Below are 17,381 nucleotides of genomic sequence, written 5' to 3' on the forward strand. Positions count from 1 at the left end.
TCAGCCGGACGTCTGACCGGTGGCGGCGACGCGGAAGCCGACGGTCGAGCAGCGGCCGGACGGGTCGCGGCCCTCGCCTCGGTAGACGGCGGTGCAGCAGCTGTTGAGGTTGGCGTACCAGGAACCGCCGCGGACGGCGTTGACCTGCTGTGTGGTCCACTCCCAGCAGTTGCCGCACAGGTCCAGGACGCCGTCGGTGCTGGCCCCGCCGGGGTAGGCGGTGACTGGGGTGGTGTAGCCGCCGGTGGCGGTGTATGTGGCCGACTCGGAGCCGTGGTAGGCCAGTTCGTAGGCGGCGCACACCGCGTTGTAGTTGTAGTTGCTGGTCAGGACGGGAGCCTTGTACGTGGTGCCGGACTCGTCGTCCCAGTAGGCGGGGGTGTCCTGGCCGGTGCCGGTGACGAAGTCGAGGTACTGGGCGTTGGTGACCTCGTGGACGCCGAGCCAGTAGGCGGTGTCGATGGGCGAGGCCTCGCCGGCGCCGGCCGTTCCGGCGAGGTCGGTGGCGAAGACGAAGGACGGGTTGGCGGCGATCGCGGCCAGCTCCTGGCCTGCGACGGTGGCGGCTGCGGAGGCGCGGGCCGGGCGTACCAGGGCTGTCGCGCCCGTGAGGGTGCGGGCGGTGAGGAGGGCGACACCGGGGTGGGCGCCCGGATCCGAGCAGGACTTGGTCACAATGGACGCCATGAGCATCGTCAAGATCAACGTACTCACGGTTCCCGAGGAGCAGCGCGAAACGCTGGAGAAGCGGTTCGCGGCCCGCGCGGGCGCAGTGGAGGGCTCGGACGGCTTCGAGTGGTTCGAGCTGCTTCGCCCGGTGGAGGGCACCGACACCTACCTCGTCTACACGCGCTGGCGGACCGAGGAGGACTTCCAGAACTGGATGTCCGGCCGTGGACAGTCCGCGCACGGCGGCGGGGCCGCGGCGGGCGACCGGCCGAAGCCCGCCGCGACGGACGCCACGCTGTGGACGTTCGAGGTGGTTCAGCAGGCCGCCCCCAAGCAGGACTGAAGACACGCCGCGGCGCCCTGGCGAAGATCCCGCGACAGGGCGCCGCGGCGGTGGACGCTCAGCGCCTCGCCCGCATGTGGAACCAAGTTCAGTCTCCATCACCCGAGCTCAACCACTCCGCAGAGGCGGAGCGGGCCGGAGGTGGGTCTGTCCCGAGCCTTGTCGCCTCTGCCCGGCATCCTTAGACTCGACCTAAATGAAGTAAGTTCAGTTCAGGTCACGCGATGGAGCGCTCGGGAGCAGACTCATGATGGGTTCCTTGGACGGCAAGATCGGGCTCGTCACCGGTGCGGGGCAGGGGATCGGGAGGGCGATCGCCGTGGAGATGGCCCGGCAGGGCGCTTCCGCGGTGGCCGTCGCCGACCGGAACAAGGGCACCGCCGCCGAGACCGCCGAACTGGTGCGCGCCGCCGGGGCCGAGGCCGAGGCGATCGTCTGCGATCTGCGCGATCGTGACAGCATCGCCGAGATGGTCACGCGTGCCGCGGAACGCTTCGACGGGCTCGACGTCCTGGTCAACAACGCCGGGGTGATCGAGACCGCGTTCACGTCCGAACCGGCCCGCGGCGTCGACTCGCTCCCGGAGGAGGTCTGGGACGCGGTCTACGAGGTCAACCTGAAGGCGGTGTGGCTGACGACCAAGTTCGCCGCACCGTATCTGCGCCGCTCGCCGCGCGGGCCCGCCATCGTCAACACCGCCTCCGTCTCCGGCCTCACCGGCTTCCCCAACGCCCCCGCCTACGGGGTCACCAAGGCCGGCGTCATCCATCTGACCAAGGTCACGGCCGTCGATCTGGCCCCGGTGCGCTGCAACTGCTTCTGTCCCGGTGTCATCGACACACCGCTCGCCCAGAACTTCTTTGCCGCCGCAGCGGACCGTGACGCCATGGAACACGATTTGACCGCACCGCAGTTGGTGGAGCGGCTCGGCCGCCCGGAGGAGGTCGCCAGGCTGGCGTGCTTCCTGGCCTCCGACGACGCCGCGTTCATCACGGGATCGTCGTACGTGATCGACGGCGGCGCCCTCGCCTGGCTCGGCGTACGGGACTGAGACCCGCCGAGAAGCACTGCCGACCATCGAGAAGTAAGGGGATCCGATGCAATCGAGGCTGTCCGGGAAGACGGCGCTGGTGACCGGTGCCACGGGAGGCATCGGCGACGCCGTCGTGCGACGGCTCGCGGCCGAGGGTGCGGCGGTCGTGGTGACCGACCTCGACGCCGATCGCTGCGAGAAACTCGCCGAGGAGGTCGGAGGCGGCGCACTGGGGCTGGCCCTGGACGTCTCGGACGAGTCGGCCTGGGACGAGGTCGTCGCCACGGCAACCGCGGCGCTGGGTGAGCTGTCCGTGCTGGTCAACAACGCCGGCATCGCCACGATGCACACGGTGGAGACCGAGACCATGGACTCCTGGGAGCAGGTCCTCGGCGTGACGCAGACGGGCGTGTGGCTCGGCATGAAGTACGCCGGCGCGTCCATCGAACGCTCCGGCGGCGGCTCGATCGTCAACGTCGCGTCGATCTTCGGCACGGTCGGCGGATTCGGCGCCCAGTTCTCGTACCACGCGGCCAAAGGTGCCGTACGCCTCATGACCAAGAACGCCGCGCTGCACTGGGCGCAGCGCGGTGTCCGGGTGAACTCCCTGCACCCCGGTTTCATCGAGACGCCCCGCTCGCGCGAACTGTGGCGCGACACGCCCCGGTTGACCGCGATGGTGGAAGGGACGCCGCTCGGCCGGCTCGGCACGCCCGAGGAGGTGGCGGCCGCCGTGGCCTTCCTCGCCTCCGACGACGCGAGCTTCATGACCGGGTCCGAGCTCTACGTCGACGGAGGCTGGACGGCGCGCTGAGTCCGGCGGGGGGACCCGGGCTCTAACTCGCTGCGGCCGTATACCGGTTGACTCCGTCGGTTAGTGCGCGCCGGGCCCGTCCGCGGGCCGCCAGCACGTCCAGGTGCGCCGCCGTCTCGTTGACGGCCAGCATCTGATCGAAGGGGCCGAGGTCCGCGAAGGGCACCTTGCGCCGGGTCCACCCCAACTCTCCCGCCACATCGTGCGCGGTGCGCGTACGGTCGCCGAGGGCGGCCAGCGTCTCGGCGAGCCGGTCGTCGTGGTGGGCAAGGAGCTCTCCGACCCGTGCGTGCACGCTGTCGCCGACCGGGCCGTGCGCGGGCAGCAGGCGTGCGTCGGCGAGCGTGGTCATCAGGTGCAGCGAGTCGAGGTAGTCGCCCAACGGCAGGGCGGGGCCGCCGAGTTCGAAGCCGATGGACGGGGTGATGTGCGGCAGGACGTGGTCCCCGGAGAACAGCAGGCCCCGCGCCTGGTCGAGGTAGACGACGTGCCCCTGTGTGTGGCCGGGGGTCGGGACGACCGTCAACCGCGCGTCGCCGAAGCGGAGTTCCTCCGCCTGCAGCCAGCGGTCCGGTGCCTCCCAGACGGTGGCGTCGAAGCCGCCGTCGTACATCGCGGCGACACGCTCGGCGAGTTCGTGGGCCCCGGCCCGGCGCAGGGTCTCGAGCGAGCCGACCGGCTCGTCGGTGCGCAGCTCGCCGAGCAGCTCCAGACCGCGCCGCTCGCCCGCGCCGAGGTAGACCCGGGAGCCCATCAGTCTGCGCAGTTCGACGGCCTGGGTGTAGTGGTCGCGGTGGATGTGGGTGACCAGAATGTGGCTGATCTCGCCCAGATCGTGGCCGAGTTCGGCCAATGCGTCCTCAAGTGCCTTGCGGGACTCGGGGATCGACCAGCCCCCGTCGATCAGGACCAGGCCCTCCGTCAGCCTCTCCAGGGCGTAGACGTTGACGGCCCTCAGTCCGTCCTCCGGCAGCGGAAGCGGAATGCGGTGGACCCCGGGTCGTACGGTCTCGGGTCCGCCCTGCGCCCATCGGCCGCGGTCGAAACGGGTGGTGCGGGTCGTGGGGGCGGTCATGCGTCTCCTTGCCGGTGCTGTTCGGGGTGCTGCCCGTGCTCTTCGGGGTGTTCGGCGAGCCCCGCATGCAGGTCGTGGGCGAGCCTGCGGGCTCCCGACCGGTCGAGCTTGCCGACGGTGGTCTGCGGCAACTCGCCGACGGTGAAGGCGAATTCGGGCCACTTGGCCTTGGACAGGCCGGTGCGGGCGAGGTGTGCGGTGATCTCGTCGAGACCGAGTTCGCCGCTGCCGTCCTCGACCACGAGCAGCACGGCGGCGCGTTCGCCGAGGAGCGGGTCCGGTACGGGGGCCACGCAGGCGCGGGCCACGGCCGGATGGGCGGCGACGGCGCGCTCGATCTCGGTGATGTCGAGGTTGCGTCCGCCGCGGATGATGACGTCTTTCTCCCGGCCCATGACGGTGACCGTGCCGTCCTCGCCGGTCACCAGCAGGTCGCCGGTGGGGAAGTAGCCGTCCGGGGTGAGGGCCGGCGGCTCGACCTTGCCGTCGCGGGCGTAACCGAGGAAGAGGGACGGGCCGCGCACCTGGGCGCGGCCGCTCGCCCCGGGCCCGAGGATCGTCCCGTCGGCGGCGACGGCTCTCAGATCGGTGCCGGGGAAGGGCCGTCCGTCACGGCCGAGGCGGATCTCCTCGGGGTCGTCGGGCCGGGGCGAGGTGTGTCCGAGGCACTCGGACATGCCGAAGACGCGCAGGATCGTCGTCCCCAGCGAGCGTTCGGCGCGGGCGAGGGCCCCGCGGTCCATGGGGCCGCCGCCGACAGTGATCGAGCGGACCCCGTCGAGGACCTGCGAGCCGGCCGCGGCCGAGCCCATCTGCAGAGCCATGGTCGGCACGCACATGGTCCACCGGACGTCATGGGCGACCATCCGCGCCGGCACCGCCTCAGGGTCCCAGCGACCGGACAGGACGAGTGGTCCGCCCAGCATGAGCGAGAGACAGACCCCGAAGCAGTAGGCGGCGGTCGAGGAGAGCGGGACGACGGCGGCCACCGCATCCCCGTCGCGCAGGCCGTTGACGTCGATCGTGCAGGAGCACGCGTACCGCAAGGCGCTCTCGGACTGGACGACGCCCTTGGGCCGACCGGTGGAACCGGAGGTGAGACCGATGACCGTGCCGCCGGCCCAGCGGGAGACATCGCGCGGGCCGCGGCCGGCACGGACCGTCCAGCCGTCGAGGGCCTCGGCGGTGCGCGTGTCCGGCAGGGCCTGGCCGCCGCCCCACTCCTCGATCGCGGACGGTTCGGCGATCAGTACGTCCGGCCGGATGTCCTCCACGGCAGCGGTGAACTCGGCAGGCGTCGTGTGCCGGTTGACCAGGGCCAGCACCCCTCCGGTCAGCCCCACGGCAAGGGTCGCCGCGACAGTGCGCCACGAGTTGTCGGCCTGGAGTAGCACGGTGCCGCCCGGTGTGCCGTCCGAGGTCATCACGTCGGCCAGCTCGGTCGCACGCCGCAGGAGCTCGCGCGCACCGTGGCGTCCGTGGTCGTCGACGACGGCTGTGAAGTCGGCCTGTTCGGACCGGTCGTAGAACTCCCGTACTGTCTGTCGCATCCGCTTCCTCGCCTCGTTGCGAAGGGCCCACTTCGCGAAGGGGTGGGCCGAGTCGACCCGGTTCCGTGCCCCGGCGGGCTCAGCCGCCGTACATCTCCATCTCGCCGCCCATGACGGCGATCCGGCGACCGCGCATGTCGCCCACCTGGGCGACGGCCGCCGCCCACTCCGGGCTCCGCAGTGCCTTGTGCAAGTCGTCGGCGGTGTCGAAGCTCAGGACGGAGACGCCGTCCCAGCCCTCCGAGCGCGGTTCGAGCGCCGTGTCGATATCGGTGTGCCGCCAGGCCCTGAGGCCGGGCAACTGCCGGGTGAGTTCGGCGTGTTCGCCGCGCCACCAGTCGATGAACCGTTCGTGGGTCCACTCGGGCGGCCGGGCGGCCAGCAGGACAAGGTTGTACATCGCGCCTCCTCAGGTGAACAGGACTGCGGGCGAGCGCCCGATCAACAGGCGCCGTACCCTGCCCTCGTCGTCCAGCCGGGCCGAGGCCACGAACGTCGCCTCCGGTACGCCCGACCTGCGCACCTCACCGAGGTACAGCTCGTCCCGGCCGACGGCGGACGCGGTGAGCAGGTGATGGGTGCGCACGCCGACCTCGCGCTGGGCGAGGTAGCCCTCCATCTCGGCCCGGCCGCCGTGGAAGTCGGTGCCGGCGTCGCCCCCGGTGGAGAACAGGATGGAGAAGGAGAAGTCGTCGCTGATCAGGTCGAGGATCCGGTCGGCGTCGTCGCTGTCCAGGATCCCGAACCAGGTGGTCAGAAACGGGGCGGCGGACGTGGACGGCGCGCTCACGGCCGGTCCACGAGGTCGAAGTCGGGGGTGAAGAAGGACTGGTAGCGAGCCATCAGCCCGGCGGGTGAGACCTGTGCCGCGGACAGGAAGGCCCCGGTCGTCACGCCCCCGTCGACGACGAAGCCGTACACCGTCTCGACGTCGCCGTCGACCGAGTACCGCACGATCTCGTGCCTGCGGTCCACCGCGTTCCGCCCGCCGATGTAGCCGGCGAAGTCCTCGCGGGACGTGCCGGTCCGCTGTCCGCCGGGGAGGGCGATGAGGAACCGGAAGCCTGGTTCCAGGAGTTCGAGGGCCTTTTCCGGGTCCTGGCCGTCCATTCTGGCCATGTATTCGCGAAGCACCATTGCCGATCGCTCTCCCTCAGCGTCATCAGGCCCATATGAAGCAACCTGAGTTCAGTTCAGTTTGACTGTAGGACGGCCGCCCCGCCCCCGGCAAGGGGCGGGGCGGAGGCTATTCCGCGACCATCCGCACCACGCATCCCTCGATCATCTCGCTGATCTCCGCCAGCGGAATCGCACCGGTCGGGCGATACCACCGCCAGACACTGACGATCATGCCGAGGACGGCGAGGCCGAGGGTGTGCGCGTCCCGGACCGGAAACGCGCCCTTCGACATGCCGCGCATCAGCAGGTTCGTCCAGTCCCGCTCGACCATCTGGACCAGTTGGCGGGCCGCGACGCGCTCGGTCTCCTCGCGCTTGGACTTCCGCGGGGTGGCGAGGAGGGACATGTTGGCCTGCAGGATGCGCATCTGGCGGATCTCCTGCTCGGTGACCGCGAACGCCGTCCGGACCGCCGCGCGCAGCTCCTCCACCGGATCCGTCTCGTCCGTCGTGGCCTCGACGAACTGGTCGTGGGAGCGCTGGAGTTCCAGCCGCATGATGGTGAGCAGGCAGTGGGCCTTGGACTCGAAGTAGTGGTACAGGGCCGTCTGCCCGATGCCGACCCGGTCGGCCACCTCGGACCACTTGGTGTTCTCGTAGCCGTCCTCCCCGAACCGCTCCACGGCAGCCACGAGAATCGCGCTGCGCTTCGACCTGGGCCCCTCCTCCGGATCCACGATCCGCGCCCTTGCCATCGCCTCTCCCTCTCCTCCACGGCCGGTACCGATCACCGTCCGGTCGTCCGAGAGTAGACCCAAGTTCAAGTCGGGTACGAATCGAAGATCGGGCGGATCCGTCATGTGCAGTCCGGCTGCGCGGGGCGGGGGCTTGAGAGATCGGGGCGCGAGTCCCGACCGCCGGAGTTCGGGGCACGAGCATTCCGGGCCCGACGGATCAAGCAGCACGGCCCCGGATCTCGCAGCCACCGGGGTCGCGCCGTCCGGCGTGGAGCCGGCGGATCCGTCACTCGCCGTCCGACCGGGCGGGGCCGGGGCGCGCGAGTTCGGGTCGCGACGGACCGGGCGGAGCCAGGTTGCGCGAGTTCCGGGCGCGACGGACCGGGCGGCGCGGCCCCGGATCTCGCGGACACGGGCGTCCAGCCCTCCGACACACGGCCGGTCGTTGCGTCACGCACGGTCCGACCGGCCGGAACCAGGCCACGCAGGCTCGGGTCACGGCGGACCGGGCGGCGCGGCCCCGGGTCTCGCCGACGCCGGACCCGCGGCACCTGGACTCGCGTCCACCGTCCGCTCGCCCTCTGACTGCGCGCCTTCCGACCTCGCGACGTCCGGCCTCGTGAAGTCAGACCCCACGCCCTCCGACCTTTCGACGTCGGACACCGCATCCTCCGACCTTGCAACGCTGGACCCCACACCCCCGAACCTCGCGGCTTCGGACCCGGCGCCCTCGAGCCTCACGAATTCCGGCCGGCGCCCCGCCAGGAACGCCGCCACGCCTTCCCGGCCCTCCGCGGACACCGCGGCGGCGGCCAGCTGACGCGCCTCCGCGTCGAGGTGTTCGTCGAGGTCGGCGGAGAGTGCCCGCCCGACCAGCCGACGCGTCGCCCTGTATGCCGCCGTGGCTCCGCGCGCCAGCGCGGCCGCCGTCTGCACGGCCTCCTCGTTCAGCCGCTCAGGCGCCACGACCCGGCTCACCAGACCCATCTGCAGGGCCTCGGCGGCCGTGACGCGCCGGTTCGTCAACAGCAGGTCCACGGCACGACGCGGCCCGACGAGCCGGGGAAGTGACCAGCTGACCCCGGCGTCCGGGGTGTACCCGATCGCGGTGTACGCGGCCGTGAAACCGGCGTCGCTCGCCGCGAGACTCACGTCCGCCGCCCCCACGAGCCCGAGGCCCGCCCCCGCGACCGCCCCCTGCACGGCGACCACCAGGGGAGCGTCCAGCCCGGCGAGGATCCGCAGCGCCCCGTGGAGCGCGTCGGTGACGTCGGTGAGATGTGTGGCCAGGCGCTCGCCCGGCAGCGCGGCGAACTCCTTGAGATCACCGCCGACGCAGAACGAGCGTCCTCGTCCGGTGAGCAGCACCGCCCGTGCCCGCGCCTTCTCGCACTCCCGGGCGGCGTCCAGCAGCGCCCGGGCCATCGCCAGGTCGATCGCGTTGCCCGAACCGCGGCACATCTCGACCCGTGCCAGCCCGTCGCCGTCGATGTCGACCGTGGCCCTCATCGCGCCGTCCATCCGCCGTCGACGGTGAGCACGTGTCCGGTGCAGTACGAGGACGCGTCCGAGGCCAGGTAGAGCAGTGCCCCGTCCAGTTCGCCCTGTTCACCGCCGCGCCCCAGCATCGTGCCGCGCTCGACCCACCGCCGGGAGCGCTCGTCGGAGAACAGCCCTTCGGTCATCTCCGAGCGGAACCAGCCGGGGGCGAGCGCGTTGACCCGCACCCCCGACCTGCCCCACTGGCCCGCCAGTTCACGGGTCAGACCGACGAGCCCTGCCTTGGAGGCGGCATAGGCGGCGCCGCCCAGCGGGGCGCCGGAGACCAGCCCGAGGACGGACGAGACGTTCACCACCGATCGCGTACGAACGCGCTCTGACACCGGTGCCTCGGCCAACAGTCGCGCGAGGTGGAAGGGGGCCACCAGGTTCACATCGAGTACGTCGGCGAAGTCGTCGGCGCTCTCGTCCTCCGCGCGCACCGCGCCGGGCGCGCCCGCGTTGTTGACGAGCACGTCGATCCGTCCGGTCTCGTCGAGCGCCGTCTCCATCAGCCGCACACGGTCCGCCTCCCGCGAGACGTCGCAGACGACGGGGTGGATGCGCGGATCCGCGTCGGCGAGTTCCTTGAGCTTCTCCAGCCGCCGGGCCGCGGCGAACACGGTGGCTCCGGCCGAGGCAAGCACCATGGCGAACCGGGCCCCGAGCCCGGACGACGCCCCGGTGACCACGGCGGTCCGCCCCACCAGCGAAAACAACTCCTCGGCGCGAGTCACCCCTCCACCCCGATCGGCAGCACAGTCGCCCCGCCGTCCAGAACCAGCGTCTGCCCCGTCATCCAGGACGAGGCCTCGGACGCCAGGAAGACGGCCGCGTGCGCCACGTCCTCCACCGTCCCGAGTCTGCGCAGCGGCAGCTTCGCCGTCAGGATCGGCTCCCTCGGCTCCCAGACGGCCCGGGCCAGCTCGGTCTTGATCAGCCCGGGCGCGATGGCGTTCACGCGTGCCTTCGGGCCGAGTTCGTAGGCGAGTTGCCGGGTCATGTGGAGCATGGCCGCCTTGGTGGCGTTGTACCAGCCGATGTGCGGGTCGACGACCAGCCCGCCGACGGAGGCGATGTTGACGACCGCTCCCCCATGCTCCCGCATCCACGCCCGCCAGGCGCACCGGGTCCAGGCGACCATGCCGTACTGGTTGACCCGTACCGTCTTCTCCGCGCGCGGCAGGTCCAGGTCGAGGAGATCACCCATGTAGGGGTTGGTGGCCGCGTTGTTGACCAGGATGTCGAGGCTGCCGAAGCGGGACACGGTCTCCTCGACACAGCGCTCGGCGTCCTCCGGCTCCCCGACGTTGGCGACCACCTCGTGGACCTCGCCGTCCCCCTTGACCCGCAGCAGTTCCTCGCGCGCCGCGGCCAGTCCCTCCGCCTTCCGGGAGGCGATGACCACATGGGCGCCGGCCTCCCGGTACGCCTTGGCGATACCGAGACCGATGCCCCGGGAACCACCGGTGACCACGGCGACCCGGCCGCCCAGTTCCTGTCCGTTCACGCCGACTCCTCCGGATACTTGGCCAGTTCACGCCGTGCGACCGTCCGCAGATGCACCTCGTCCGGTCCGTCCGCGATCCGCAGCGCCCGGGTGATCGCGTACAGCCGTGCCAGTACGGTGTCGTCGCTGACGCCCGCGGCGCCGTGCGCCTGGACGGCTCGGTCGACCACCCGGTGCGCTACCTCCAGCGCGGCCACCTTGATCGCGGCGACTTCGGTACGGGCGGCCGCGTTGCCCGAGGTGTCCATCAGCCAGGCCGACTTGAGGACCAGGAGCCGCAGTTGCTCGATCTCGATGCGGCTGCGGGCGATCCACTCGCGGACGACGCCCCGCTCGGCGAGCTTGCCTCCGAAGGCGGTGCGGGTCAGGGTCCGGCGGCACATCAACTCCAGTGCCCGTTCGGCGAATCCGACCGCGCGCATGGCGTAGTGCATCCGTCCGGGCCCCAACCGCCCCTGTGCCAGGGCGAATCCCTCACCCTCACCGCCCAACAGTCCCGACACCGGCACCCGTACGTCCTCGAAGAGCACGTCGCCATGGCCGCAGCGGTCGGTGTAGCCGAACATCGGCAGGTCGCGCAGCACGGTGATGCCGGGGGTGTCGCGCGGGATCAGCAGCATGCTCTGCTGCCGGTACGTCGGTGCGTCGGGGTCGGTGACCCCCATCAGGATGATCAGCCGGCAGTCCGGGTCGAGGATCCCGGACGTGTACCACTTGTGGCCGTTGACGACGTACTCGTCGCCGTCGCGGGTGATCCGGGTGCGGATGTTGCGCGCGTCGGAACTGGCCACCTCGGGCTCGGTCATGGCGAAGCAGGACCGGATCTCGGCGGCCAGCAGGGGCCGTAGCCAGCGGTCCTGCTGTTCGGGCGTGCCGAAGAGGGCGAGCAGCTCCATGTTGCCGGTGTCGGGGGCGGAGCAGTTGAACACCTCCGGTCCGATCACCGACCGCCCGGCCAGTTCGGCGAGCGGAGCGTACTCGAGGTTGGTGAGGCCGGCGCCCCAGTCGCCGTGCGCGAGGAAGAGGTTCCAGAGCCCTTCGGCGCGGGCCTTCTCCTTCAACTCGCGCATCACCGGCGGCAGTTCATGGGGATCGTCCGCCTCGGCGAGCTGCCGGTCGTAGACGGGCTCGGCGGGCAGGACGTACTCCTCCATGAACGCGGCCATGCGCGAACGGAGTTCGTCGGCCCTCGGGGAGAGTCCGAAATCCATGGTGGCGCTCCTTCAGGACCGTCGGGCGAGGATGTCGCGGGCGGTGCGGATCATCGCCGCGATGGTCGGCGGCAGCCGCTCCTGGTCGGGGTCGTGGTGCTTGCCCTCGCGGTGCCGACGCAGGTTGTGGCCCATGATCGCGGCCATCTTGGTGCGGGCCAGGGCACGGAACCAGTCGAAGGCGGGGAGCTCTGGACGGCCGTCCAGATAGGCAGTGAGCAGTTCTTCCTCACCGGGTAGGCCGGGGACGACACGGCCCACCCGGGGGAAGTTGCGGTGGTCGGCGAAGAGGAGGAACCAGGCGAGGTCGATGCGCGAGTCGCCGTATCCCCAGATCTCCCAGTCGACGACGGCGGCCGGCCGTTCGCCCTGACACAGGACGTTGCCGAGGCGGAAGTCGCCGTGGGTGAGGGTGGGGGGAATGCTGTCGGGGATGCGTGCGGCCAAGGCGTCCAGCACGGCCTCGGCCCCGGGGCGGAGTTCCTGCGGAACCGCACGCATGGTGCGGCTCCATCTGTCCAACTCCCCTGCCGGGTCGAGCGGTTCGGCGGCATCCGCCCCCGTCGTGCCGTGCAGATCCCGCAGCACATCGGCCAGGGCCAGCATCCGCCGACGGCACAGCCCCGGATCGAGCCGGTGCTCGTCGAGGACCGGCTCGATCGCCTCGCCGTCCACGAACTCCATGGCGAACCAGGCCGGTTCGCGCTCGTCGACGGCGACGACACCCGGCACGGGCACCGTCGATCCGGCGAGCGCGCGCAGCACCCGGGCCTGACGCAGCACGTCGTTGCGGCCGACAGGGCGTTGTCCCGGTGGCACCGCTTTCACGACGTACGAGACCGGTCCCGCCGTGAGGGAGTAGGTGAGGCCCGAGTGGCCGCCGGGCAGTGTGCGCAGGTCGCCGAGCGGCTCGCCCGGGTGTCGCTCGGCAAGCCGCTCGCGGACCCTTCGCCCGAGTTCGGTCACCTCGGTCGTCGTACTCAACTTCCCGCTCCCTTCGGCTCCTTGGGCAGCCGTAGCACCCGCTCGGCCAGGATGTTGCGCTGGATCTCGTCGCTGCCGCCGGCGATGCGGTAGCCGGGGGCGCCGAGCAGGTGCTCGGTCCAGGCGAACGTGCCCCACTCCCCCGTGTCGGCGACCAGGCGCGGGCCGAGCAGCTGCTGGACGAGGTCAGTGGTGGCGCGCATGGTCGCGGTGGCGTGGAGCTTGCCGACCGAGGCCTCGGCGCCCGGTTCGCGGCCGGCCGCCAGGGCCGACGTCACACGCAGCCCGGTGAGCCGCTGCACCAGGGCACGCACGAACAGGTCGGCCGCCTGCTGCCGTTCGCCGCCGGTGAGCGGGCGGGGCAGGTGCCGGGCGAGGTCCAGGGCGCGGTCGGCGTTGTCCAGGCCGAGGCCGCCGGAGTCGAGGCGTTCGGCGGCGAGCACGGTGAGGGTCACCCGCCAGCCCCCGCCGACGGGACCCAGCCGGTCGGTGTCGGGCACGAACACGTCGTCCAGATAGACCTCGTTGAAGCTTGCGCCGCCGGTCATCTGCCGGATCGGCCGCACGGTCACGCCCGGCGCGTCCATCCGGACCAGGAAGACCGTGATGCCCGCGTGTTTGGGCACATCGGGATCGGTCCGGCAGACGGCCACGCCCCAGGTGGCGACCCGGGCACCGGACGTCCAGATCTTGTGCCCGCGCAGAACCCAGCCCTCGCCCTCCCGGACGGCCCGGGTACGGACGGCGGCGAGATCCGAGCCCGCCTCCGTCTCCGAGAAGAGCTGGCAGGCGAGTTCGTCGGTGCGGAGCATGGCGCGCAGCCAGCGGCGCTTCTGCTCCTCCGTCCCCCAGATTCGGACCGCGGGGGCGACGAGCTGCTGGGTGACCGGGAAGATCTCGGTGCGTCGCGGCACGTCGAAGGCGGCCTCCTCGGCGCGGTACAACTGCTCGTAGTACGAGGGCAGTTCACGCCCTCCGTACTCGGGCGGCCAGCCGAACGCGCCCCAGCCCCGGTCGTACCGGATGCGCTCCCAGTCCCGTGTGCGGTCGGTGTGTGCGCGCTCCTCGGCCTCGGTCCAGTTCTCGAAGACGGCCACCGAGTCGTCGCCTCGGCCCCATTCCAGGTGTCCGGCGCGCTCTTTCGCCACGCCGGTCAGCCAGTTGCGGGCCTCGGCGCGGAACTCGTCCGGGCCGGGTATGCCGTCCATGATCCTCCTTTCAGCGGGTCAGCACGGTGCAGGCGCTGACGCCCGGTGCCCCGTACACATGGGTGAAGCCGGTCGACGGATCCCCCGGCACCTGCCGTTCGCCCGTGCGGCCGCGCAACTGCTGCACGACCTCGTGGACCTGGCGCAGTCCGGAGGCGCCGATGGGCTCGCCGTTGGCGATGCACCCTCCGTCGGTGTTGACCGGCAGCGAGCCGCCGATCCCGGTCGCCCCGAACGGGACGAGCGACTCCTGTTCCCCGTGCTCGCAGAACCCGCACTCCGCCAGGTGCATGACCTCGGCGCCGCTCTCGGTGTCCTGCAGCTGGCACACGTCGATGTCGTGGGGTCCCAACCCGGCTTCCTCGAAGGCGTGTTGTGCGGCGTCCGCAGTCACGCTCGTCGGGGTGCCGGGCGGCGCCCAGGGACTGAACACCTCGAAGGAACCGAAGCGGCGAGTCCGTACGACGGCCGCCCGCAGCGTGACCGGCGTTCCGCCGAGCTCACGAGCCACCTCCCTGCTGCACAGGATCAGGGCGACGGCACCCTGGCCGGGCGAGCAGAACATGTACCGGGTCAGAGGGTCGTTGACCATGCCGGACGCCAGGATCTCGTCGGCGTCGAGCGGCTTGCGACGCCAGGCGTGCGGGTTGAGCACCCCGTTGGCGTACGCCTTCTCGGCGACCAGCGCGAGGGTGCGGGCGCTGATGCCGTGGTCGTGCATGTACCGCTGGATCTTCATGGCGAAGAACTGTGTGGTCACCATCAGCCCGTCGCGGCCGTAGGCCTCGTCGAGCCCCCAGTCGGCCGGACGTGGGTCGAAGGCGCCGCGGGGGTGCTTGTCGAAACCGACGGCCAGGGCGACGTCCGCCGCCCCGGACCGGATCGCATGAGCGGCCGCCACCAGCGCGCTGCCGCCGGTGGCGCAGCCGTTGCGCACATTGGTGAACGGCACGCCCGTCAGGCCGAGTTCGGCGACCAGTGTGTCGGCGTTGCCGGCGGCATCGCTGCCGCCGTACGCGGCCCGTACCCGGGACCACGGCAGTCCGGCGTCGGCGAGAGCGGACCGCACTGCCTGCACGGCCAGCTGCCGGCCACTCGCCTCCGTACGGCCGAAGGAGGTGATCCCGGCGCCGCAGACGAGCACCTCCTCGCCGCTCATACGGCGACTCCCGCGGCCCGGGGCACGCCGTCCCCGGCCGTGATCGTGAGCGGCATGCCGATCTCCGCTTCCTCGGGCCGGACGTCGAGGACGGCCAACACTCGTACTCCTTCCGGCAGTTCGACGTATCCGACGGCGAACGGTGTGAATCCGGCGGCGGGCGGAACGTACGGCGGCGACTTGGGCGCGTACCGCTGCACGGTCCAGGTCCACAGCGTGCCCGTGCCGGAGAGCACGACCGGCTCGGCCGGTCCCCCGCAGCGCGGACACGCCGGGTCGGCGGGGTAGGTGGCCACCGCGCAGTCGGCGCACCGGGAGCCGCGCAGCCGGCTCCCGGTCTCCCGCACCGCGCTCAGCGGCCCTTCCACTGCGGCTCCCGCTTCTCCAGGAACGCCGACACACCCTCCGCCGCGTCCTCGGAGTTGAGCATCACGCCGACCGCGAGGTGCTCCATGACCATGAGCGACTGGATGTCCGCGTCGAGGCTCCGGTCGATGGTCATCTTGGTGATCCACATGGTGAACGGGCTCTTGTCGATGAGCTGGTCGGCGAACTCCTCCACGGTGGCGTCGAGCTTGTCCGCGGGCGCCGAGGAGTTGATGAGGCTGAACTCGGCGGCCTCGACCCCGGTGAGCAGCTTGCCGGTGAGCATCAGCTCCTTGGTCTTGCGGACACCGATCATGCGCGGCACCCGGTAGATCGGGCCGGCGCCGCCGAACAGTGCGCGCCGGATGTGGAAGTCGCCGATCAGGGCGTCGTCCGCGGCGATCGCGAAGTCGCAGGAGATCATCAACTCGAAGCCGCCCGCGGTGACATGGCCCTCGAGGACCGCGATCGACGGGGTCTTCATCGAGTACAGCCGGTCGCAGACCTTCGCCGACAGCACGGCGACGTCGATCGCGTTGGACCTGCCGACGAAGTCGGCCTTGAGACTGTCCAGGTCGAACCCGGAGCAGAAGGTGTTGCCGCGCCCGCGCAGCACCAGCACGCGCAGTTCGGGGTCCGCGTCGACCTCGGTGATGATCTCGTCCAGCCGATTCAGGATCGGCACGGTCACACAGTTCTTCTTGTGCGGCCGGTTCAGCCAAACCCGCGCCACATGCCCGTCCCGCTCGAACTGGATCTCGTCCTCGACTGCCATGAGCTCCTCCAAACTGAACTGAATTGAGTTCGATTCTGTGGGCAGATGGATGCCCCTGTCAATGGATCGGGAGGCGGTGACCGCTCCGATCGGCCGGCGTGTGTTCAGCCGGTACGGCCGGTGAGACCGAGCAGACCGGCCAGCCGCAGGCGGTGGTCGTCGCCCGTACCGAACAGCGCCTCGTCGGCCCGTGCCCGGCGCAGATACAGATGGGCCGGGTGCTCCCAGGTGAAGCCGATTCCGCCGTGGAGCTGCACGTATTCCGTGGTGGCGAGGCGGTGGGCACCGGTGCAGGCGACGGCTGCGGCACTCGCGGCGAGTGGGAGTTCCGGCGCCTCAGCGGCAAGGCAGGCACTCGCGTACGCCGAGGCCGACCGGGCACCCTCGACCTCGACGAGCAGGTCGGCCAGCCGGTGCTTGACGGCCTGGAACGAACCGATGGCACGTCCGAACTGGGTCCGCTGGGACACGTGATCGAGTACGGCGTCCAGGGCGTGCGCACTGCCACCGACGTGCTCGGCAGCCACAGCCACCCGGCCGGCGTCGAGGACGACATCGACGACTCCCGCCGCCTGCCCGGGCTCACCGACCGGCTCGGCCGGCGCCCCCCGGAAGCGGACGAGTGCCTGGCGCCGCGTGGGGTCGAGCACCCGCCGAGCCGTGCGGTCGCAGGTCGCACCGTCCGGCTCGCAGGCGAACAGCCGCTCCCCGTCCGGCGCGCGGGCGGCGACCAGCAGCAGATCGGCACCTTCCCCGTCGGGCACGAAGTCGGCCTCTCCGCGCAGCACCCAGCCGCCGGGTCCGCGCTCGGCCGTCACGTCGGCGGGATGCAGAAATCCGCCGACGGTGGCCGTCAGTGCTCCGGAGGCAATCCCGGGCAACCAGCGTTCGCAGGCCCACCGATCGCCGCTGCTCAGCAGGGCCTGTCCGGCCAGCACGACGGTCGACAGCAGCGGCACGGGACACAGCACGCGTCCGGCCTCCTCCAAGGCGACGGCAAGTTCACCGAAGGAGTACCCGCCCCCGCCATACTTCTCGGGCAGGGCGAGCCCATGCACTCCGATCTCACCGGCGAGCCGGCCCCAGAGCGCCTGGTCGTATCCACGCGGACTCCCGGCCTGCTTGCGGATCTCCTCCGGCCCACAGGTCTCGCCGAGCAAGTCCCTTAGGACACCTCGTAGTTGGCGCTGCTCATCGGTCTCCAGCAGCAGCGCGGGATCGGTATCGAGCCGGAACATCAAATCCTCCCTCGCCCACACCACCCTCGGGGGCGCGGGGCTGTGACATCGT

20 protein-coding genes are annotated in these 17,381 nt (G+C 71.2%); 3 read left to right on the forward strand and 17 right to left on the reverse strand.

Annotated features, from left to right (window positions below):
• Complete coding sequence (locus ACFY1L_RS47605; RefSeq protein ID WP_388840321.1) at positions 1 to 687, reverse strand: formylglycine-generating enzyme family protein; 687 nt, start codon at positions 685 to 687, stop codon at positions 1 to 3.
• On the opposite strand from ACFY1L_RS47605, the gene ACFY1L_RS47610 reads away from it, so the two are divergent.
• The 3 genes from ACFY1L_RS47610 to ACFY1L_RS47620 all read left to right on the forward strand — a co-directional run bounded on the left by ACFY1L_RS47610 (position 686) and on the right by ACFY1L_RS47620 (position 2,859).
• Positions 686 to 1,012, forward strand: coding sequence for an antibiotic biosynthesis monooxygenase family protein (locus tag ACFY1L_RS47610; RefSeq protein ID WP_388840324.1), 327 nt, complete (start codon positions 686 to 688; stop codon positions 1,010 to 1,012). The two genes, ACFY1L_RS47605 and ACFY1L_RS47610, sit on opposite strands and share 2 nt — an antisense overlap.
• Positions 1,013 to 1,259: 247 nt before the next feature.
• Positions 1,260 to 2,063 carry an SDR family NAD(P)-dependent oxidoreductase gene (locus tag ACFY1L_RS47615; protein ID WP_388840326.1) on the forward strand — a complete coding sequence of 268 codons (804 nt, stop codon included), beginning with the start codon at positions 1,260 to 1,262 and terminating at the stop codon, positions 2,061 to 2,063.
• Between the two features lie 46 nt (positions 2,064 to 2,109).
• Positions 2,110 to 2,859 carry an SDR family NAD(P)-dependent oxidoreductase gene (locus tag ACFY1L_RS47620; RefSeq protein ID WP_388840329.1) on the forward strand — a complete coding sequence of 250 codons (750 nt, stop codon included), beginning with the start codon at positions 2,110 to 2,112 and terminating at the stop codon, positions 2,857 to 2,859.
• A 22-nt stretch (positions 2,860 to 2,881) separates the two neighbouring features.
• Here ACFY1L_RS47620 and ACFY1L_RS47625 read toward each other — a convergent pair whose 3' ends face one another.
• The 16 genes from ACFY1L_RS47625 to ACFY1L_RS47700 form a co-directional block, all read right to left on the reverse strand.
• The gene (locus tag ACFY1L_RS47625) at positions 2,882 to 3,934 is read right to left on the reverse strand and encodes an MBL fold metallo-hydrolase (protein ID WP_388840332.1); all 1,053 of its coding nucleotides are present in this window, start codon (positions 3,932 to 3,934) and stop codon (positions 2,882 to 2,884) included.
• Positions 3,931 to 5,484, reverse strand: a complete 1,554-nt coding sequence (locus ACFY1L_RS47630; protein WP_388840335.1) for a class I adenylate-forming enzyme family protein — start codon at positions 5,482 to 5,484, stop codon at positions 3,931 to 3,933. Before ACFY1L_RS47630 ends, ACFY1L_RS47625 begins: the two co-directional genes overlap by 4 nt.
• A 79-nt stretch (positions 5,485 to 5,563) precedes the next feature.
• Positions 5,564 to 5,884 (reverse strand): EthD domain-containing protein, encoded by a 321-nt coding sequence (locus ACFY1L_RS47635; protein WP_388840338.1) that lies wholly within the window; start codon positions 5,882 to 5,884, stop codon positions 5,564 to 5,566.
• A 9-nt stretch (positions 5,885 to 5,893) separates the two neighbouring features.
• Positions 5,894 to 6,274 (reverse strand): hypothetical protein, encoded by a 381-nt coding sequence (locus ACFY1L_RS47640; RefSeq protein WP_388840341.1) that lies wholly within the window; start codon positions 6,272 to 6,274, stop codon positions 5,894 to 5,896.
• Entirely contained in the window at positions 6,271 to 6,621 is a 351-nt protein-coding gene (locus ACFY1L_RS47645) for a nuclear transport factor 2 family protein (protein WP_388840345.1), read from the reverse strand. Before ACFY1L_RS47645 ends, ACFY1L_RS47640 begins: the two co-directional genes overlap by 4 nt.
• Before the next feature lie 109 nt (positions 6,622 to 6,730).
• Positions 6,731 to 7,357, reverse strand: coding sequence for a TetR/AcrR family transcriptional regulator (locus tag ACFY1L_RS47650; protein WP_388840348.1), 627 nt, complete (start codon positions 7,355 to 7,357; stop codon positions 6,731 to 6,733).
• A gap of 477 nt (positions 7,358 to 7,834) precedes the next feature.
• The gene (locus tag ACFY1L_RS47655; RefSeq protein ID WP_388840351.1) at positions 7,835 to 8,848 is read right to left on the reverse strand and encodes an enoyl-CoA hydratase/isomerase family protein; all 1,014 of its coding nucleotides are present in this window, start codon (positions 8,846 to 8,848) and stop codon (positions 7,835 to 7,837) included.
• Complete coding sequence (locus tag ACFY1L_RS47660) at positions 8,845 to 9,615, reverse strand: SDR family NAD(P)-dependent oxidoreductase (RefSeq protein WP_388840354.1); 771 nt, start codon at positions 9,613 to 9,615, stop codon at positions 8,845 to 8,847. Before ACFY1L_RS47660 ends, ACFY1L_RS47655 begins: the two co-directional genes overlap by 4 nt.
• The gene (locus tag ACFY1L_RS47665; protein WP_388840357.1) at positions 9,612 to 10,388 is read right to left on the reverse strand and encodes an SDR family oxidoreductase; all 777 of its coding nucleotides are present in this window, start codon (positions 10,386 to 10,388) and stop codon (positions 9,612 to 9,614) included. The genes ACFY1L_RS47660 and ACFY1L_RS47665 overlap by 4 nt, the downstream gene beginning before the upstream one ends.
• Complete coding sequence (locus ACFY1L_RS47670) at positions 10,385 to 11,599, reverse strand: acyl-CoA dehydrogenase family protein (RefSeq protein WP_388840359.1); 1,215 nt, start codon at positions 11,597 to 11,599, stop codon at positions 10,385 to 10,387. Before ACFY1L_RS47670 ends, ACFY1L_RS47665 begins: the two co-directional genes overlap by 4 nt.
• A gap of 12 nt (positions 11,600 to 11,611) precedes the next feature.
• Complete coding sequence (locus ACFY1L_RS47675) at positions 11,612 to 12,583, reverse strand: phosphotransferase family protein (protein WP_388840362.1); 972 nt, start codon at positions 12,581 to 12,583, stop codon at positions 11,612 to 11,614.
• Entirely contained in the window at positions 12,580 to 13,791 is a 1,212-nt protein-coding gene (locus ACFY1L_RS47680; protein WP_388840365.1) for an acyl-CoA dehydrogenase family protein, read from the reverse strand. Before ACFY1L_RS47680 ends, ACFY1L_RS47675 begins: the two co-directional genes overlap by 4 nt.
• A gap of 10 nt (positions 13,792 to 13,801) precedes the next feature.
• On the reverse strand, positions 13,802 to 14,950 hold the full coding sequence (locus tag ACFY1L_RS47685; protein ID WP_388840368.1) for a thiolase family protein: 1,149 nt from the start codon (positions 14,948 to 14,950) through the stop codon (positions 13,802 to 13,804).
• A complete protein-coding gene (locus tag ACFY1L_RS47690) occupies positions 14,947 to 15,318 on the reverse strand; it encodes a Zn-ribbon domain-containing OB-fold protein (protein WP_388840371.1) in 372 nt (123 codons plus the stop codon). Before ACFY1L_RS47690 ends, ACFY1L_RS47685 begins: the two co-directional genes overlap by 4 nt.
• A complete protein-coding gene (locus ACFY1L_RS47695; protein WP_388840374.1) occupies positions 15,303 to 16,091 on the reverse strand; it encodes an enoyl-CoA hydratase/isomerase family protein in 789 nt (262 codons plus the stop codon). The genes ACFY1L_RS47690 and ACFY1L_RS47695 overlap by 16 nt, the downstream gene beginning before the upstream one ends.
• Before the next feature lie 104 nt (positions 16,092 to 16,195).
• Complete coding sequence (locus ACFY1L_RS47700; RefSeq protein ID WP_388840377.1) at positions 16,196 to 17,329, reverse strand: acyl-CoA dehydrogenase family protein; 1,134 nt, start codon at positions 17,327 to 17,329, stop codon at positions 16,196 to 16,198.
• Positions 17,330 to 17,381: the final 52 nt, after the last annotated feature.

It is taken from the genome of Streptomyces sp. NPDC001663 (genome assembly GCF_042893105.1).
Lineage (GTDB): Bacteria > Actinomycetota > Actinomycetes > Streptomycetales > Streptomycetaceae > Streptomyces.

What these genes read in the sequence shown, in the direction of transcription:
- ACFY1L_RS47630 (WP_388840335.1), bottom strand. Translation starts at nt 5,484, where the DNA reads ATGCGACAGACAGTACGGGAGTTCTACGACCGGTCCGAACAGGCCGAC.
- ACFY1L_RS47605 (WP_388840321.1), bottom strand. Translation starts at nt 687, where the DNA reads ATGGCGTCCATTGTGACCAAGTCCTGCTCGGATCCGGGCGCCCACCCC.
- ACFY1L_RS47685 (WP_388840368.1), bottom strand. Translation starts at nt 14,950, where the DNA reads ATGAGCGGCGAGGAGGTGCTCGTCTGCGGCGCCGGGATCACCTCCTTC.
- ACFY1L_RS47680 (WP_388840365.1), bottom strand. Translation starts at nt 13,791, where the DNA reads ATGGACGGCATACCCGGCCCGGACGAGTTCCGCGCCGAGGCCCGCAAC.
- ACFY1L_RS47670 (WP_388840359.1), bottom strand. Translation starts at nt 11,599, where the DNA reads ATGGATTTCGGACTCTCCCCGAGGGCCGACGAACTCCGTTCGCGCATG.
- ACFY1L_RS47610 (WP_388840324.1), top strand. Translation starts at nt 686, where the DNA reads ATGAGCATCGTCAAGATCAACGTACTCACGGTTCCCGAGGAGCAGCGC.
- ACFY1L_RS47700 (WP_388840377.1), bottom strand. Translation starts at nt 17,329, where the DNA reads ATGTTCCGGCTCGATACCGATCCCGCGCTGCTGCTGGAGACCGATGAG.
- ACFY1L_RS47645 (WP_388840345.1), bottom strand. Translation starts at nt 6,621, where the DNA reads ATGGTGCTTCGCGAATACATGGCCAGAATGGACGGCCAGGACCCGGAA.
- ACFY1L_RS47615 (WP_388840326.1), top strand. Translation starts at nt 1,260, where the DNA reads ATGATGGGTTCCTTGGACGGCAAGATCGGGCTCGTCACCGGTGCGGGG.
- ACFY1L_RS47625 (WP_388840332.1), bottom strand. Translation starts at nt 3,934, where the DNA reads ATGACCGCCCCCACGACCCGCACCACCCGTTTCGACCGCGGCCGATGG.
- ACFY1L_RS47695 (WP_388840374.1), bottom strand. Translation starts at nt 16,091, where the DNA reads ATGGCAGTCGAGGACGAGATCCAGTTCGAGCGGGACGGGCATGTGGCG.
- ACFY1L_RS47655 (WP_388840351.1), bottom strand. Translation starts at nt 8,848, where the DNA reads ATGAGGGCCACGGTCGACATCGACGGCGACGGGCTGGCACGGGTCGAG.
- ACFY1L_RS47635 (WP_388840338.1), bottom strand. Translation starts at nt 5,884, where the DNA reads ATGTACAACCTTGTCCTGCTGGCCGCCCGGCCGCCCGAGTGGACCCAC.
- ACFY1L_RS47620 (WP_388840329.1), top strand. Translation starts at nt 2,110, where the DNA reads ATGCAATCGAGGCTGTCCGGGAAGACGGCGCTGGTGACCGGTGCCACG.
- ACFY1L_RS47650 (WP_388840348.1), bottom strand. Translation starts at nt 7,357, where the DNA reads ATGGCAAGGGCGCGGATCGTGGATCCGGAGGAGGGGCCCAGGTCGAAG.